12 protein-coding genes are annotated in these 18,365 nt (G+C 62.1%); 6 read left to right on the top strand and 6 right to left on the bottom strand.

The features are described from left to right. The first annotated feature begins 5 nt into the window (after window positions 1-5). Window positions 6-1,163: a site-specific integrase gene (locus tag A3736_RS14960; protein ID WP_067684600.1), complete on the top strand. Its 1,158-nt coding sequence runs from the start codon at window positions 6-8 to the stop codon at window positions 1,161-1,163. A 480-nt stretch (window positions 1,164-1,643) separates the two neighbouring features. Here A3736_RS14960 and A3736_RS14955 read toward each other — a convergent pair whose 3' ends face one another. Continuing rightward, window positions 1,644-3,278, bottom strand: a complete 1,635-nt coding sequence (locus A3736_RS14955; protein WP_067684598.1) for a recombinase family protein — start codon at window positions 3,276-3,278, stop codon at window positions 1,644-1,646. A 184-nt stretch (window positions 3,279-3,462) separates the two neighbouring features. Next, window positions 3,463-4,572, bottom strand: a complete 1,110-nt coding sequence (locus A3736_RS14950; protein ID WP_156502161.1) for a ParB/Srx family N-terminal domain-containing protein — start codon at window positions 4,570-4,572, stop codon at window positions 3,463-3,465. Window positions 4,573-5,250: 678 nt separating this feature from the next. Between A3736_RS14950 and cobA the strand changes: the two genes are divergently transcribed. From cobA to A3736_RS14925, 5 genes are read left to right on the top strand one after another with little or no spacing between them, the layout of a single operon-like run. Next, entirely contained in the window at window positions 5,251-6,042 is a 792-nt protein-coding gene (gene cobA / locus A3736_RS14945) for a uroporphyrinogen-III C-methyltransferase (protein ID WP_067684593.1), read from the top strand. A gap of 4 nt (window positions 6,043-6,046) precedes the next feature. Further along, window positions 6,047-6,982, top strand: coding sequence for a GAF domain-containing protein (locus tag A3736_RS14940; RefSeq protein WP_067684591.1), 936 nt, complete (start codon window positions 6,047-6,049; stop codon window positions 6,980-6,982). Between the two features lie 13 nt (window positions 6,983-6,995). Further along, window positions 6,996-9,431 (top strand): nitrite reductase large subunit NirB, encoded by a 2,436-nt coding sequence (gene nirB, locus A3736_RS14935; RefSeq protein WP_067684589.1) that lies wholly within the window; start codon window positions 6,996-6,998, stop codon window positions 9,429-9,431. Continuing rightward, the gene (nirD, locus tag A3736_RS14930; RefSeq protein ID WP_067684587.1) at window positions 9,428-9,760 is read left to right on the top strand and encodes a nitrite reductase small subunit NirD; all 333 of its coding nucleotides are present in this window, start codon (window positions 9,428-9,430) and stop codon (window positions 9,758-9,760) included. Before nirB ends, nirD begins: the two co-directional genes overlap by 4 nt. Next, window positions 9,757-12,396, top strand: coding sequence for a nitrate reductase (locus A3736_RS14925; RefSeq protein ID WP_233999420.1), 2,640 nt, complete (start codon window positions 9,757-9,759; stop codon window positions 12,394-12,396). The genes nirD and A3736_RS14925 overlap by 4 nt, the downstream gene beginning before the upstream one ends. On the opposite strand, the gene A3736_RS14920 is transcribed toward A3736_RS14925, so the two are convergent. The 4 genes from A3736_RS14920 to A3736_RS14905 all read right to left on the bottom strand — a co-directional run. Continuing rightward, window positions 12,376-14,160, bottom strand: a complete 1,785-nt coding sequence (locus A3736_RS14920; RefSeq protein ID WP_156502160.1) for a bifunctional protein-serine/threonine kinase/phosphatase — start codon at window positions 14,158-14,160, stop codon at window positions 12,376-12,378. The genes A3736_RS14925 and A3736_RS14920 overlap by 21 nt on opposite strands. Before the next feature lie 28 nt (window positions 14,161-14,188). Then, on the bottom strand, window positions 14,189-15,673 hold the full coding sequence (locus tag A3736_RS14915) for a NarK family nitrate/nitrite MFS transporter (protein WP_067684585.1): 1,485 nt from the start codon (window positions 15,671-15,673) through the stop codon (window positions 14,189-14,191). Window positions 15,674-15,691: 18 nt separating this feature from the next. Further along, entirely contained in the window at window positions 15,692-16,915 is a 1,224-nt protein-coding gene (locus A3736_RS14910) for an alginate export family protein (RefSeq protein WP_067684583.1), read from the bottom strand. Between the two features lie 741 nt (window positions 16,916-17,656). Continuing rightward, the coding region (locus A3736_RS14905) for an ABC transporter substrate-binding protein (RefSeq protein WP_197465626.1) at window positions 17,657-18,365 on the bottom strand (709 nt) is incomplete at its 5' end.

Here is an 18,365-nt window from a genome sequence, read left to right as displayed (position 1 = left end):
CGATCATGCCAAAGCAAGCGCTCACAGCCGCGTTCTGCAGCGCCGCCACCTGTCCAACGAACGCAACCAAGGCGGTGTACTGGGATACTGTGGTTTCGGGCTTTACGCTCGAAGTGCGGGCCACAGGAGGCAAAACCTATTACCTCCGCTACTTCGACGCTCATGGGAAGCAGCGGCAGCACAAGATCGCGAAGTTCAACGATATCACTTTCGCGCAAGCCAAGAAGGTAGCCACACAGCTGCGATCCGAAGTCGTCCTAGGCGGCGACCCCGTCGCTCGGAAGCAGAAGAAAAAAGCAATCCCGCTGTATAGCGAACTCGCCGCGAAGCATCTGGAATTCGCCCGGTCGCACCAGCGTCGACCATACAACACCGAAGCCGTCCTGCGCATTCACGTCACTCCGCGTTGGGGCAACATGCGGCTGGATGAAATCAAACAGGAGGACGTGGCCACGTGGCTGGCACGGAAGCGTGAGAGTGGGCTGTCTCACTCGACCGTCGAGAAAATCCGCATCACACTGAACCGGTCGTTCGAACTGGCCAAGAGGTGGCGAATTCCCGGTGCCGAGATTAATCCCGTCCATGGCATCCCCCGCCCTCGGTACAATAACAGCCGCGAACGTTTCCTGACGGCTGCAGAGGCTAGGCGGCTGATCGATGCGGCTGGGCGGTCGGCTAACCCGCAGCTGAAGTCGATCGTTCAGCTATTACTCCTCACCGGAGCACGGAAGACGGAGCTGCTCACTGCCAAATGGGAGCACGTCGACCTCGTACGGAAGGCATGGCTCATTCCCGACAGTAAGACAGGGAAGCCACGATACGTCCCACTATCGAAAGCTGCCGTCGCAGTGATCGAGGGGTTGGTTCGGATACCGAATTGCACATGGCTCTTGCCCAACCCCGAAAAGCTCAAGCCCTACTACGATATCAAGCGGGCATGGGACACCGCGAGGGAGGAGGCCGGTCTGACGGGTCTTCGCCTTCACGACCTGCGGCACTCGGCAGCATCGTTCATGATCAACGCCGGGACCGATCTCTATGCGGTCGGGCGCATTCTCGGCCATGCCGATCATCAATCTACGATGCGTTACAGCCATCTTGCCGACGCTACCCTGATGGCGGCGGTCGAAGCGGGTGCGGCTGGTATGGCGGAGGTGCTCTGACATGGCGTTCGAAGATGGAAGCCACGACATCACCTGCCCGAATTGTCAGACAAGGCAGCGTGCAGGTTGGTACCGAATGCCTTTCAAGGAACCACATAATTGAAGTGTCTCGTCTGCGACAGCATCCTTCAGAAAGGAAATAGCATCCGCAGCTACGAGTCTGTATCTCTGATCCCAAATTGACCCTGCCATCTCGCCCCCGGACCGCTCGCCCTTCATGGTGTGCGGTCCGGGGGGCACTATTTTATATTTTTCGGCGAGCGCCTACCATCATCGCATCGGTTTCAAGGGGCCTGGAAGGGGATGCATTTCGCGTTCGGACCAAGCCAAGGCACTTTCAATAGTGTACCGATTCACGCGCACGTTAACGCTCTTTGGGGCATTTTTGGGAAAAGGGGGAAAGGGTGCCCTCGACCATGCTTAAGTGCATGCATTACCTAACTTTTATACGCCCCTTATCAGCGTTTCGTAATGATGGGGTCACGTGTTCGAGTCACGTAAGCGGCACCACTTCTGGTCAAAGATGGGAACACTGCCCTCCAACCGGGGGAGCCCCTTTGCCAGTCCGCGCTCCAGCACTAATTTCGAACCAGAAATCTGGACGCCCTGATCGCTTACCGACACCTCGGAAACGAACATTCTGAGGTATGCCGAGCGCAGCGAACTGTCCTCGTCCTGAAGCTTCTCAGCGACTTGCTGTGAAAATTTCTCGATCACGGCTGGCGTGATTTTGCGGCTGCCCCGAGCGAGCTGGCTTTCGATGACCTCGATGCGACCGGTAATGGCGGCGATCGTTTCGCGATGCTCAGCGAGGCGGTGGGCAAATTCCGGATCGCTCGCCTTCATGACCCCGTCCTCGATGAGGCCGAGCAGGCGATCGATAGCGGTCCTTCGGCGAGTGCGTTCGGCCGAGGCGTGCGAAAACTCTTCCTCAAGTTTCTGCCGCTTCGCATCACTTAACTCGAGGACACCCTTCAGGAGCTCACGCAGCCTGTCGGGTGCGAGAATGCGTTTCTGAACAGCCGAGAAGACCGCTTTGTCCAGAACTTCGCGTCGTACGTTCGGACAGCGGCATCGCTGCCCTACGTTCGTGCGGCAGTTGCACTTGTAGTAATAATACTTTTTGCGACTGCGAGAGGTGCCTGATCCGATCGTCATCCCAGCGCCGCAATCAGGCATTCCACATCTCGCGATGCCGGAGAGAAGGGTCGTGCCTGCCGCTTGATGTGGAGGCATGCGCGTCGGAGCGCGCGATGAGCGAAGAGCGGATACCCTTTCGAATTGATCGTCGCTGATAATGCGCGGACATGGTACCTCGATCCACTCCTCGCGATCGGGCACCTGGCCCTCGTCATTCTTCGTCTTATCAAAGTAGCGACCTGTGTAAGCAAGGCGTCCGAGAATACCTGCCAGGTTTCCGTTGCTGAACTTGGCGCCTCGCAGTGTGCTGCCTCGGTCATTGAGCGTCTTGACGATCCAACGGCCTCCACGCCCGATATCTGCCCAGTCGAAGATTTCGCGGACGATGGCCGCTTCCTCGGGAACAAGCTCCAGCTTCATGCGGCGCTTGTCCCCATCGGTCTGAGCCACGAAGGTACGGTAGCCAAAGGGCACCGGCCCGCCGTTGAAGAAGCCTTTGCGAGCGTTCTCCCGGCGGCTCTTCCGCGTATAGATGCTGTCATCGATTGCTCGTTGCTCATCCATTAGCGCGGTAATGGTCTGAGAAATGAGCTTGTTACGGCCTTGCCCGAAGTTCTCCGTAATGCTGACCATCTCGACACCGCACTCGGACAGAGTGTGTATGGTGTTCAGGAACAGGCGCGTATTTCGGGCGAATCGCGCTTGGCGATAGATCAACACGACATCGACTGGGCGTTCGGCGCTCGTCGCTTCGGCTATCATCCGATCAAATTCGGGACGCCTAGAAAGTGTCCCGCTTAGCCCGCTGTCGACGTATTCTCGAACGATCTGGATGTCATTGCGTCCTGCGTATTCCATGCCGGCATGTCGTTGCGCGTCAATGGATTGAGCGTTGCCGTCCTCCTTGTCGACTGACAGCCTCAGATAGAGGGCAGCCCGCAACTTGGTTTTCTTTCCACCTGATCGCGTGACCATCAGCTATCCTCCTCGAACAAGGCTGCGACAGCCGACCCCATCGCTTCGGCAATCATTTGAATCTCCTGGGCGTTGACTGGCAAGTCCAAAGGTAGGTCGCTTCGCATTGCGACCCGCCGGGGAGCGCTTCGCCGAGACAATGTCGGCGAAGCGCTATCCAGTGAACGATCTGGCCTGCGAGACATCAGTCGGCATCCAGTTCGAAATAGGCATAGATCTGTTTGATGAATGCCTTTGCTGCAACTTCCCGTTCCTCGATGGTCATAGCGTTCGGATCGGGTAGCCGCAGGCGTGTGACATTGTCGGAATGCATGTCGAGAGATCCCACCACCTGGTCGTCATCTCCGAAGACCTCCGTACGGTCGGCTGGCTCGAACGGGTCGGCCTTCAGCCCACCGGCCTTCTTAGCCGGTCCATCGATGCCGAAAGCTTCAAGAAGTTCGGTGGTGGTGAAAGAGGCGCCCTCGGCTGCGAGATCCTCTGCCTTCGCAATGAAGGCGCCAACTTCTTCGTCACCGGCGTCCTTCATCCGGTCATGAATGCGGACGCATGTGTCTATCGACACTCGGTCCGGCCTTCGAAGAAGATTGAAGACGACAGGATATTCCTCGAATACGCCGGCCGCCTTGATCATCAGACTGACCTGATCCTTCTTGAGGGCCGGATATTGTTCGGTGATAGCGACCTGAGTCAGACCCGTGATCCGGTGGAGGTTTCGGACGGCGATAGCTGATTGAATTTTGGTTCGCATCGCCGTGCCGACCGCGTCGTCACACATATCGCGTACAGCTTGCTCCTCGGTTCCGGTGTAGACGATGCATCTGATCAGCGTGTCCATCTTGTTGTGATGAACGGTTCGAAGTGCTCGCACGCGGCGATGCCCGTCCTTGACCGCATATTTGCCATTGCCGCCCTCAATGACTTCAATGGGCGGGAGAAACTCGGGATCGACGGCTGCTGAAACCAATGCCGCGTCTGCTGCGTCGGACTGCTTCGACATGACCGCACAGTGGTATTTCCAGTCGCTCAGATCACCGAGAGAAAGGGTAATTTCTCCTTCCAGTCTCGGCGGGGCATCAAACTCTGTCTTGCTGGGTTCGACTTCTGACGCAGAGTTTGGGGACTCGGCTGGCCATTCTCCTCCGAACTCCTCCATCGGCGCATCATCCTGCGCCGGACTCATAAATTCCTGAGAGTGTTCTGCGGTTTCTGTAGCTCGAGCTGCTGGTTCGCCTTCAGGAAGATTAAGGAGATTACGCCGATCTTCGCTATCGAAAGAACTATTTTCATCCATTGTATCACCGTTCGCTTGAGACCTCTGACACCGCGTCTGGTCTGCGCGAATCGGTATGATCATGCGGCGCATTGCCGTCTGTCCTGACTTACTCCTCTTTTTTGAGGTCTGAAGTATGCTTCCGTTGGCGACTTGCCGCTCGCCACACTGATTCCGATGGTCAGCTTTGCGCCCAGTTCAAGCCATTCCGACTATCGCTGCCCAACCCAGAAAGCGGCCATTCGCCTTTGCCGAAAAGTGCAACAGCCTGCTCAAAGAGTGGGGCATTCACTATGCATGATGGCGCGGTCAGCCCGCGTCTGCTCGCCTACCCGCATATGCCACTCTGCTGATGGGCGACACGGGCGACTTTGCTAGGCCTTGCCCCCCAATAATGGGGCTTCTTCGCGATCACTCTTTGCCGCACTATCGGCAAGTCGGGAATTCAGGCCGATTTTTTTGTTGCATTGCACCAAAATATTAGCCACTTTCGGTCTTCAATCGGATTCGCCCAGCGTAGGGTGTTTGACCATCCGATGATATCTTAGATTTGTTGGCAATGGTGCCGCTCGACCGATCCTCCCGGATCGCACGTCGCAGCGGCTTTTTTGCGTTTTGGGTTCACGTTCGGAGGCTAAAAATGCGTTTGATCCGCAAGGCGAAACCGTCGGGACCGACCCTTGATGCAAGGTTGCGGCGGTGAGGAGTGGCGATCGGAAATTCGCTCCCGGCACAGTGTGGCTCGTAGGGGCGGGACCCGGCGATCCGGATTTGCTGACCAGAAAGGCGGAGCGGCTGCTGCGGCGTGCGGATATCGTCTTCTACGATGCACTGGTCGGGCCCGGTGTGCTGGACCTGATCGGGCCGGAAGCCGAATACGTGTCGGTCGGCAAACGGGCGGGCCGACATTCGCGGGACCAGCGTACCATCGATGCGCTGATCGTGGATGCGGCACGGGCGCGCAAGCGGGTCGTGCGGTTGAAGGGCGGTGATCCGTCGATCTTCGGGCGGGCGAACGAAGAACTGGAAGCGTGCCGTGCGGCGGGCATTCCGGTGTCGATCTGCCCTGGCGTCACCGCCGCCAGCGCCGCTGCAGCCGATCTGGGCCTGTCCCTGACCTCGCGCGGGCTTGCCAGGCGGCTGACCTTCGTCACCGCGCATACCAGCAAGGGGGCTGTGCCGGACGTGGACTGGGCCGCGCTGGCCGATCCGCAGGCCACGCTGGCTGTCTATATGGGCAAGGCCGCAGCCGCGCATATATCCTCGGGCCTGATCGAAGCCGGACTCGCGCCCGATACGACCGTCGCGCTGATGGAAAATGCCAGCCTGCCCGTCCGGCGAAGCTTCGTCACCCGGCTGGACCTGCTGCCGCTGGCCGCAAAATCCGCGCTGGGTGACGGGCCTGCGGTGATCCTGATCGGCGAGGCGCTGCACGGCGCGGCTGTTGCGCGCGCGATGCCTGCACGAGAGGTCGCCCATGCCGGAGAGTGATATTATGGCGAGCCGCGACCCATCCTCCTTCATCAAGGCCGCCGAGATCTGGCTGCCCGATGGCGATGTGCTCAAGTCGGGCGGCGGCAATTACGGCGCGCTGGATGCCTTCGCGAAAACCTCCGCGCAGACCGTTTTCGCGCATGGCGAAGGATTGCCCGGCAAGGCCTGGGCGGAAGGTCGCCCCGTCGTGCTGAAGGAATTCGACGGCTCCTATTTCCTGCGCGCGCAGGCTGCTACCGAGGCAGGGCTGACCTGCGCGGTTGCCATCCCCGTCTTTTCCGAAACGACGCTGAAAGCGGTGGCGGTCGTCTTCTGCGGCGATGCGGATGAACAGCTCGGCGCGATCGAACTGTGGGCAGAAGCTGGCGATCGCCTGCGTCTGGATGCGGGCTATTATGGCGCTGCGCAGGCATTCGAAGAAGTCTCGCAGACCGTCGCCTTCGCGCCGGGCCAAGGGCTTCCGGGCGGCGTCTGGTCCGCTGAAATGCCAGTGCTGATGCGCGCCATCGGATCGCATCACGGTTTCGTCCGGGGACAGAGCGCGAGCGAAGCGGGCCTCAAGACGGGGCTGGGCATTCCCGTTCCGTCTCCCGACGATCGGACCTGGATCGTGACGCTGCTTTCGGGATCGCAGACCCCGCTCGCCCGTCGGTTCGAAATCTGGGACGCCCGTCCCGAACGGGTCGGCCCGCGCCGGGCGGCCATGCTGATCGACGGCATTTGCGAACGCGAGGGTCCTTTATGGCCCAAGCAGAATCCGCCGGTCGATATCGTCACCGTCGGGGCCTGGCAGGGGCCGGTCGGGCAGGTGCTTGGCTCCGGCCTTCCGCACATCGTCGGCAACGGAACAGGGCTTCCGGCCGGCTATCGCAGCATGGTCGCCCTGCCGGTTTATCGCGGCGAAGACCTCGCCTTCATCACCGCCTGGTATCTGTAAGGGAGCGCAAGGCATGGAAAGACTGGTCGTCATCGGCGCAGGCATGGCCTCGGGACGGGTGCTGGAGCATCTGTTCGAAGCTGGCGCGCCATTCGAGGTCACGTTGTTCAACGCCGAGCCGCGCGGCAATTACAACCGCATCATGCTCTCCCCCGTGCTGTCGGGCGAGAAAGCCTTCGATGAAATCGTCACCCACGACGATGCCTGGTATGCCGAACATGGCGTCACCTGCCGCTTTGGCGAAAAGGTCGTCGCGATCGACCGCAGCCGCAAGGTCGTGGTCGGGGAAAGGGGCGAAGTCCCTTACGACAGACTGATTATCGCGACCGGTTCCGCTCCCTTCATCATTCCGTTGCCGGGACACGATCTGCCAGGCGTGGTCGCCTATCGCGACCTGGAAGACACCAATGCCATGATCGAGGCATCGGCCCGGCCCGGCGCGAAAGCGGTGGTGATCGGCGGGGGGCTGCTAGGGCTGGAAGCGGCGGCGGGCCTGCGCCTGCGCGGCATGGATGTGACCGTGTTGCATCTGATGGGCCACCTGATGGAGCGCCAGCTCGACGAGGCGGCGGGCTATCTGCTCAAGAAGGATCTGGAAAAGCGCGGCATAGAGGTGCTGCTCAAGGCCTCGACCAAGGCGATCGAGGGCCAGGGCAAGGTGGAACGGGTGGTGCTGGAGGATGGCACGGTGCTCGATGCGGACATCGTTTGCATGGCAGTGGGCATCCGGCCTGCCGGGCAGGTCGGCGCGGATGCCGGGCTGACATGCGGCAAGGCGATTACGGTCGATGCGCAGATGCGCACCAGCGATCCCGATATCTTCGCGGTCGGCGAATGCGTGGAGTTCGAAGGCAATCTGTTCGGCCTTGTTGCCCCGCTTTACGATCAGGCGCGGGTGCTGGCGAAGACGCTGCTGGGCGAGGACGATGCCTTCGCCATGCGCGAATTGTCGACCAAGCTGAAAGTCACCGGCTGCGACCTCTTCAGCGCAGGAGATTTCGCGGAACGAGAGGGGCGCGAGGATATCGTGTTCCGCGATCCGGCGCGCGGCATCTACAAGCGGCTGGTGATCGAGGACGACCGGCTGATCGGCGCGGTAATGTATGGCGACACGGCGGACGGCAACTGGTTCTTCGGCCTGATCAAGGACCAGACCGATATCGAGGAGATTCGCGACACGCTGATCTATGGCCCGGCATTCCAGGGGGGTGGCGCTGCCGGTGCGGACCCTCTGGCAGCCGTTGCAGCATTGCCGCCTGAAGCGGAGATCTGCGGCTGCAACGGCGTATGCAAGGGACAGATCGTGGACGCCATCGGAGCGGGAGCGGATACGCTCGACGCCCTTCGCGCGCAGACCAAGGCCTCTGCCAGCTGCGGCACATGTACCGGGCTGGTCGAACAATTGCTGGCCGTGACTCTGGGCGACAGTTTCGATGCGGGCGGGGCGAAGCCGGTCTGCGGTTGCACCGATCTGACGCACGAGGATGTGCGCCGCCTGATCAAAGCACGCGAGCTGCGGACCCAGCCCGCCGTGTGGCAAGAATTGGCGTGGAAGACGGTCAATGGCTGCCCGACTTGCCGCCCGGCGATCAACTTCTACCTCCTCGCCGAATGGCCGCTCGATTATCAGGACGACGCGCAGTCGCGCTTCGTCAACGAGCGCAATCACGCCAACATCCAGAAGGACGGCACCTATTCCGTCATGCCGCGCATGTGGGGCGGGATGACCACGGCGGACGAGCTGCTGGCCATCGCCGCGGCGGCGAAGAAATACGAGGCTGCGGTCAAAGTCACCGGCGGCCAGCGGATCGATCTGCTGGGCGTGAAGAAGGAAGACCTGCCCGCCATCTGGGCCGATCTCAACGCCGCCGGGATGGTTTCGGGTCACGCCTATTCCAAAGGGCTGCGCACGGTGAAAACCTGTGTGGGCACGGACTGGTGCCGCTTCGGCACGCAGGATTCCACCGGCCTCGGCATCAAGCTGGAAAAGAAGCTGTGGGGATCGTGGACCCCGCACAAGGTCAAGCTGGGCGTGTCCGGCTGCCCGCGCAATTGCGCCGAGGCGACGTGCAAGGATGTCGGCGTGGTCTGCGTCGATTCCGGCTACCAGATCGGCGTCGCAGGCGCGGCGGGAATGGATGTGCGCGAGACGCAGCGGCTGGTCGATGTCGCGAGCGAGGAGGAGGCGATCGAATGGACCGCCGCCTTCGTTCAGCTCTATCGCGAGCACGCCAGATATCTCGACCGGCCTTACAAATGGGTCGACAAGGTCGGGCTCGAATGGGTGAAAGAAGTCCTCTCCGACTCTGCAGAGCGTGCGGCGCTCAACGAACGCTTCGAAATCTCGCAATCGGTCTATCGCAAGGATCCGTGGGCCGAGCATACGAGCGAGCCCGAAGCGGAGAAATTCCAGCCGATTGCCGATCTGACCATGGAGCCTGCCGAATGATCTGGACCGATATCGGCACCCTGGCCGACATCCCCCTGCGCGGTGCGCGGCGGGTGAAGACGACGAAGGGCTGCATCGCCGTGTTCCGCACCGGCGAGGAAGAGGTGTTCGCAACCTCCAACACCTGCGCGCACAAGCAGGGCCCGCTGGCCGAAGGCATCGTGCATGGCCGCAAGGTCACCTGCCCGCTGCACAGCTGGACCTATTCGCTCGAGACCGGCGAGGCGCAGGGCGCGGACGAGGGGGCGATTGCCACCTATCCGGTTAAGATCGAAGCGGGACGCGTGCTGCTGGATGTGAGCGCGTTGGCAGAAAAAGCGGCGGCATGATGCCGGCTGTCGAACCCGGTGAGGTTCGATCGACCTGCCCCTATTGCGGGGTCGGCTGCGGCGTTCTGCTGAAACCCGATGGCAAGGGCGGATTGACCGTGCGGGGGGACCCCGATCACCCGAACAATCGCGGACGGCTCTGTTCGAAGGGATCCGCGCTGGGAGAAACGGTGGGGTTGGCGGAGCGCCAGCTAGTCCCACAAATCGGTGGGCGGGATTCCGATTGGGACGAGGCGCTGAACCTCGTCGCCGGCGAATTCAAGCGCGTGCGCGAAGAACATGGCCCCGATGCGACGGCGTTCTACGTCTCCGGCCAATTGCTGACCGAGGACTATTACGTCGCCAACAAGCTGATGAAGGGCTTCATCGGCAGCGCCAATATCGACACGAACTCGCGGCTGTGCATGGCCTCTTCCGTGGCAGGGCACAAACGGGCCTTCGGCACCGACACAGTGCCCGGCATCTACGAGGATCTGGAAGAGGCCGACCTGGTGGTCTTGGTCGGATCCAACCTCGCTTGGTGCCATCCGGTTCTCTACCAGCGCATCGTTGCGGCCCGACTGACGCGGCCGGAGATGAAGCTGGTCGTTGTCGATCCGCGCCGCACGGCGACTTGCGCGGAAGCCGACCTTCACCTGCCGCTGGCGATCGGCAGCGATGTTGCGCTGTTCAACGGCTTGCTGGCAGAAATCGCCCGGCGCGGCGCGGTCGAGACGGACTATGTCGCCGCGCATACCAGCGGTCTGGACGATGCGTTGGAGGCTGCCGGAAGCGACGATCCGGGTGTGACCGGCCTCGACGCCGATCAGCTTGCCGCGTTCTACGATTTGTGGATCGGCACAGACAAGACCGTCACCGTTTACAGCCAGGGCGTGAACCAGTCCTCCGCCGGGACGGACAAGGTCAATGCGATCATCAATTGCCATCTCGTCACCGGCAGGATCGGCAGGCCCGGCACGGGTCCGTTTTCCGTGACCGGTCAGCCCAATGCCATGGGCGGGCGCGAGGTCGGCGGGCTGGCGAATATGCTCGCCTGCCACATGGATGTGACAGACGACGAGCACCGCGAGGCAGTTGGAACCTTCTGGAACTCGCCCGGCCTGCCGAACAAGAACGGCCTCAAGGCAGTCGAGATGTTCGATGCGGTCGCCGATGGCCGCATCAAGGCACTGTGGATCGTCCATTCCAATCCCGCCGTGACCATGCCCGATGCCGACCGTGTGCGCCGCGCCATCGCCGGTTGTCCCTTCGTGGTCGTCTCCGACATCACCACGCGCACCGATACGGCGCGGCTGGCCGATGTCTTCTTGCCCGCCGCCGCCTGGGCCGAGAAATCGGGCACGGTCACCAATTCGGACCGCACGATCAGCCGCCAGCGCGCCGCTTTGCCCGCCCCCGGCGAAGCGCAGCCCGACTGGGCGATCATGGCCGAAGTGGGCCGCCGCATGGGCTGGCAGGAGGCTTTCGGATGGGAGGGTCCGGTGCAAATCTTCGATGAATATGCGCGGCTCTCCGCGATCGCGGGCAAATTCGCGCTGGACTTCGACATTTCGGAGATGGCGGGCAAAGGTTCAGCGGCATATGACGCGATGCCTCCGCAACGCTGGCCCCAATCGCCTGCCAAGCGTGGCGGGCGATTCTTCGCCGACGGGCAATTCTACCACGCCGACAAGCGCGCGCGGATCGTCCCTGTCCAACACCGCGCACCCCAGGCCGAGCTCACCCGCAAGCTGCCCTTCCGGCTCAACACCGGGCGGCTGCGGGATCAATGGCACACGATGACGCGCACCGCGCTGTCGCCGCGCCTTTCCGCGCATCTGCCCGAACCCTTAGTCGACATGCATCCCGAAGATGCCGCGCGCCTGCACTTGAAGCCTGCCGATCTGGTGCGGCTGAGCAATGCCTGCGGTAGCGCGATCCTGCGGCTGCGCGAAAGCAGCGAAGTGCAGCCCGGCACGCTGTTCGCGCCGATGCACTGGACGGGACAGAACGCGCCCGCATCGCGCATCGACGCGCTGGTCCCTTCCGTAACCGATCCCCTGTCCGGCCAGCCGGAAAGCAAGGCGGCCAGCGTGCGGGCGGAACGGTTCGCGGCGGGCTGGTACGGCTTCGCCATCGCGCAGGACCGCTTTTCTCCGACCTGCGAATATTGGGCGATGGCGCGCACGACTGCGGGCTGGCGAGCGGAGCTGGCCGGGATTGAGAGGCCACTCGATCCGGAAAGTTGGGCGCGCGCGCTGTTCGGCCTACCCGATGTCTCTGCCCAGGTGGTGGTTGACGAAGCCCGTGGCAGCTTCCGCATGGCGTTCTTCGAAAACGAAACGCTACTCGCCGCGATCTACCTTGGCCGCAAGCCCGTATCGCTCATGCGCGATTTCCTCGTCGGGCTGCCGGGCAGCGATGCGGTATGGGCGCTTGCCGGGCAATCGCGCGGAGACATGCCCGATCCCGGCCCGGTGGTGTGTTCGTGCTTTTCCATCGGGCGCAACACCATATGCCGCGCGATCGAGAGCGATGGGCTGACCAGCGTCGAACAGATCGGCGGCGCGACATCGGCGGGGACGAATTGCGGATCGTGCAAGGCGGAGCTTGGACAGATCCTCGCTGCCATGCTCTCAAACGAGCCGGCCGAATAACGCTACCGCCAGCACCAGAGCGGCAAGCGTCGCGATCAATGCCCAATTGCGCCACATTGTCTTCGATCCACGCTCGATCAGGGGGACGAACTCGGTCCGCATCAGTGCCGCACTCTCGCCCGCGCGCGCCAGCGCGCCGACGAATTCAGACATCGCCTGTGGCCGCTTCGCCGGATCGTGCGACAGGGCGCGCTGGAGGACCTGCTCGACCGCCGGGGGCAAATCGGGGCGGAGCCGGTCGAAGACCCCACGAAGCCGATCCTCCTCGCTAATCGAGATGCGCGCCGCGCCCTCACGGGCGAAGGGCAATTGCCCGGTCAGCATCTCCCAGGTGATGGCGGCGATGGAAAACAGGTCGGAGAGCGGTTTCGCCTCGCCACCGGTCAGCAATTCGGGCGCGATGTAATTGAGCGAGCCTTCGGGCCAGTCTGCGATCGGCTCGCTGCGCAGATCGGCAAATCCGGTCACCTGGGCGGAGCCGAAATCGATGATCTTCGCCGTGCCATCGGCGGATATCATGATGTTTTCCGGCTTTAGATCGCGATGGACGATATTCATGCGATGGAACACGCGCGCCGCCGGTACGATCGAGCGCACCAGCGGCAATATCTCGTCGAGCGCGGGTTCGGGATGGTCCGCCATCCACTGGCGCAGCGTGGCCCCCTCGACATATTCGGCGACGAAATAGAGGAAGCGGCTGTCCTCGCCCGGCAGGATCCGCATGACCTGCCGATTGCGAATGCGGCGGCCTACCCATTGTTCGACCGCGAAGCCCTCCAGATAGCGCAGGTCGTCCGCGAAATTGGCCGATGGGGCCTTGAGCACATAGCGCCCCTCGCGCTTGGGCCGTTCGACCAGATAGACATGGCTGCGCGTCGAGGCATGCAGCACTTCGGCCACGCGCCACCCGTCTAACCTGTTACCGACCTCCATGGCCGGCGGAATGGTGCGGCGCGTCAGGCGGCTATGCGCTTCCGACAGGGTTTCGGACGGCAGCGCCTCGACCAGCACCGTCAGGCAGGAGACATTGTCCGCGCTCCCCGCCGCCAGCGCCGCATCGCACAGCGCGCGCGATGCCGCTTCGAGTTCGGCGCGGCTGCCGGGGGTGACCCCGCCGAGGATGGAGGCCATGTCTTCCGCGCTGAGCGAGCCGTGGATGCCATCGCTGGTCAGCAGGAACAGATCGCCCTCGCGCGCAGGCTCCTGCCTGTAATCGACCTTGATATCGGCATCGATACCCAGCGCGCGAGTCAGCACTTCCGACTGGCCGAGATAGGGCGCGCTATGATCCTCGGTCAGCAGCTTAAGCCGTCCGTCGCGCAGGCGGTAACAGCGTGTGTCCCCGACATGGACGATATGCGCCGTGGTGGAGCGCAGGATCAACGCGGTAAACGTGGTGGCGAAGCCTTCGTTATCCGCAATCCCGCTGCGGTTCTGCGAATGAAACCAGCTGTTGAGCGAGCCGAGCAGGCGAGATGCGCAATTTTGCACCGTCCAGCTTTCCGGCGCATCGTAGAAATCGCGGGTGAATTGCAGCACTGCCAGCTGCGCCGCGCGATCGGCGTTACGCGCGCTCGAGAGACCATCGGCGATGCAGGCAACCACGCCCCGCAAGTGCCGCTCATAGGTATCATCCGGTACCTTGCCGACGATGGCATCATCGTTGCGCGCTTTGCGCCCGGCAGCGCTGTGGCCGCCCATCGCGGCCTTCAGTGCGTTGGAGGGGAGCTGTTCCTGCACAGTTCCCTTGTCGGTTGTTGGCAAGAACCCACTCCCCTCGCTTACGCACCGTTCAGGCCGTCTGCGGCGCGCCCGCCGCGCGCCCAACCTGGATCATCGTGACGCTACCGTCCTCGTCGACCTCGGCAATTTCGCCAGTCGGTTCTTCAAGCAGCAGCAGCGAGATGAAGCCGATTACGGCTGTCCCGGCAATCACCATGAAGAAGGTCGAGGTATCGACCACCGAATAGACGATCAGATAGATCACCGCGCCGACATTGCCGTAAGCGCCTGTCATCCCGGCGATCTGCCCGGTCAGTGATCGCTTGATCAGCGGCACCACGGCGAACACCGCCCCCTCGCCCGCCTGGACGAAGAAGGAACAGACCATCGCTGCAACCACTGCCAGCCACACCGGCCAGCTAGAATCGACAATCCCCATCAGCGCATAGCCCACCGCCAGCCCGCCGGTCAGGATCAGCAGCACGGATTTGCGCCCGAACCGGTCGGACAGCAGCCCGCCGCCGGGCCGCGACATCAGATTCATGAAGGCATAGGCCGAAGCGACCATCCCGGCGACCACCGCCGAGAGGCCGAAAGTGTCGGCAAAGAACAGCGGCAGCATGGAAACCACCGCCAGCTCCGATCCGAACGTGGCGAAATAGAGGATGTTCAGGATCGCCACCTGCTTGAATTTGTAGCGTTGAAACTCCGGCACCTCACTGGTGAAGACGCTGCGATTGGCACGCACGGCCAGCATCGCGTCATAGGCATAAAGCACCACCAGCCCGGCATAGACGGCCAGTGCGGTGCTTTCGGTGAAAATATCGACATTCGTCAGCCGCCAGGCGAGAGCACCCAGTGCGAGATAAAGCGGCACCTTCATTACAAGCAGCAGCCACAGATCGCCCTTGGAGGTGACTTCCATCGCTGTCGCGTTGCGTGGCTTGAAGTACTTGGAACCTTCGGGCACGTCGCGAGCGCTGGCGTAGTAGAGGAAGCCATAGAACAGCGACATCGCGCCCGTCAGCCCGATCGCCCAGCGCCAGCCATCGTCGCCGCCGAACCACAGCGCGATCGTCGGCAGGGTGAAAGCCGCCGCAGCGGAGCCGAAATTGCCCCAGCCGCCATAGATGCCCTCCGCCGTGCCCAGCTCGTTGGCAGGAAACCATTCGGACACCATGCGGATGCCAATCACGAACCCCGCCCCGATAAAGCCCAGTGCGAAGCGGGCCAGCGCCAACTGGACGAAGCTTTCCGCCATCGCAAAGACAAAACAGGGTATCGAGGCGCCGATCAGCAGCGCGGAATAGACCCGCCGCGGGCCGTAGAGGTCGGTCAGCATTCCGATCACGATGCGCGCCGGAATGGTCAGCGCGACGTTGAGGATCAGCAGGGTCGTGACCTGATCCTTGGTCAACCCCAGGCTCTCCTGGATCGACTGCAGCATCGGCGCGAGATTGAACCACACCACGAAAGTGAGGAAGAACGCGAACCAGGTGAGATGCAAGGTTCGCATTTTTCCGGTGAATGAAAACAGATTGAACGAAGTCGACATGATCTATTCCCCCCGATATCAGAACGAGATTTCGGCTTGGAGCCACAGCTTTTCGGTATCGACGGCGAAGGCGTTCGCGTCGTAATTGGCGTATTTCATCAACAGCGAGACCGGTCCGGCCTTGAGTCCCAACGCGGCATCCCATTCGGAGCCGAGATCGAGGCTGCCCGCATCGCTGTCGAACTGGTGATAGGTGACGTTCGCGTTGAGGCCGGGCAGCAGGCGAATGCCATCGAAGCTGCGCCCCACTGTCACGTGATAGTCGCGCACTCCGAAGGCCGGCGTGGTCAGAAATACGTCCGCCCAACCGTTGAACGCATGAAGCGTAGCCATCGGCGTCTGGAATGCCGCGACGCCGCCATCGCTACCCAGCTCCTCGTATCCCGTGGTGAGACCGAACCCGCCAACGGTCGCGCCCAGCTTCACGCTGTAATAGGGCGCCGAATAGTCCGTCGGATTTGCTCCATAGTCCGACTGGGTCGCGACACTTGCTTCCACTTTCAACGCGAACAGACCGGGCAGATCGAGATCGGCATTGGCGCGCAAACCGTAGGTCTGGCTGGAAAATGCGATCCGGTCATCGTAGTCGATGAGGTAGGCGAAGGCCTTTGCATCCACGCCCGCGATTTCGAAGCCGCCAGTCAGGAAAACGAAGTCGCCATCGAAATGCTCGTTCGGGCTGTCGACGCCGAAGATCGTGCGCTGGCTGATCGCATAGGTCGCATCGAGCGCCACCGGACCGATATGCGCCTGGCCGCGGACGGCATCGAAGGTCTGCTCGTTCTGCCGCCAGCCGACATTGCCCACGAAGCGCGCATCATCGAGGATGATACGTTGGCGTCCGATCGTCGCGCCCGTTCCCCCATCCATCACAGCGACCTGCAGACGGTTAAGCTCGAAGTTCTCCGGGTCGGCAACAACCGGAAAGGGTTCGACACCGTTGAACGGCAGCGTGTCGTTGTAATCGGCCGCCAGGGCCAGCGTGCCTTCCGTTTCGGCAAGCAGGGACACGATCCCCGCCTTGATCTCCACACCGGCGCGGAGGCGGGCGGTCAGCGCGTCCGCATCCTTCAGCCCATTGTCCTGATCGACAGTCTCGTAACGCAGCCGTGCGGCCACGATCGGGTCGAGCGTGACCCCGTCTGCAACCTCGATCGGCGCGAATGGCCCTTCCTGCGCGAAGGCGGGGCTGGCGGCCGATCCGATCGCCACCCCCATCAGGCTTACCAAGCTCTTCTTCATCGAACTGCCTCCCGATTGCTCGGCCTCTAGACAGCCCCTCCCGTCACTCCGTCGGGTTTTCGTTTCCCTCGCGCATACAAAAAAGCCGCTGCGACCAGATCGGTCGAAGCGGCGCCGTTGCCACGCATTTTCGGAGTCTTAGCCCCGACCCTTGAATGAACCCGCCCTTGGGTACGCGTCGGAGCGAGGAGTTCATATGCGATTCGATTGTGCGATGCAATAGACCGCAATCGTTGGCCCTTATTCGCGAGGCCAACTGGTCAGATGCACCTCCAGACAACAAACCTCGAACGGTATCATGCTGGAATTTGCGACCATCATCGCGTGCGGCGGAGACGCAAAAACGCCTTGGCGCGGACAAGCGACAACAGGCGCTAGGCGCGCAAACACTTCTGGATCGAGCCATTGCCAGGACCGCATCCTTTGGCGGCCCGGTTGCTCTTGCCGTACGAGACCGGATGCAGGCTCCCGAAACGGACATGCCCGTTCCAGTCGATCCGCAGAAAAATCTCGGCCCTATCGGAGCAGCGGATGGAGTGGGACACGCGAGATGCAGATCCCTTCACCGATATCGACACACAGCCGACCTGATCGCTACACAAGCGCGGATCAGAACCGAGTAGTGTACCGCCCCACTTGCAGGGCATCTTCATGCGCTGACCAGTGGATCAATCTAATCCTCTGGACCAAAGGGGGTCGCGATATCTGCCGATCCTACACTGCATGAGGCGGTGCGCAGTCTCATCGCTGGCTTGCGACATAGTCTTCGATCGCATCGGGATCGAAGATGCGACCATCAAAGAAGCGATTGGAGCTCAACGTAATCTCGCCTTGCTCGGCGCCCACAGCGAGGGGGCCGTCGATGCTGCCTTCGACCTTTGAGCTTGCGCCGGGCAGCAAGTCTCCGGTCCCGCGCAGAGCCTTGCGATAGATGTCCGGGCGAAAGACACGCCCGGCGCGCTCCGCATCGGCATCGTCAAATGGCTTGCCCTCCCAGAGAATAAACTGGGAATACAACCATTTAGCCTGGCTGATCCACGGGAAATTCGCCGCTTCGTTATATTGGAACATGAAATCCGGATAGGGGCTGGCAGCCGCCCCGGCCTTCAGCACGATCTGATCCGCGATGGCCCGACCGATCACCTGGGCCGAACCATCCAGATATTCCGGGCGGGCGAGAATGGCGGCTGCGCTGCACCGGTTCGCGGGATCGACGAACCATTTGCCCGCCTGCCGCATGGCGCGAATCAGCCCCTCCACCGCCTCCGCGCGTTCCGCAAGGCGCGCTTCCTTGACCGCGAGAACCTTTTCCACGCCCCGCCGCCAGATTTGCGCGGTCGCCAGCACGATCCGCCCCGCGCCGCGATCCACGGCGACCGAGTTCCACGGCTCCCCGACGCAGGATCCGTCGATCTCGCCCGATTCCAACGCATCCGCGGTGAACGGCGGG

The organism is Erythrobacter sp. HI0063 (assembly GCF_001635685.1).
In the GTDB taxonomy this organism is placed as follows: domain Bacteria; phylum Pseudomonadota; class Alphaproteobacteria; order Sphingomonadales; family Sphingomonadaceae; genus Qipengyuania.
Note: the sequence above shows the minus strand (reverse complement) of the source record. Positions and strands in the feature narration are given on the sequence as shown.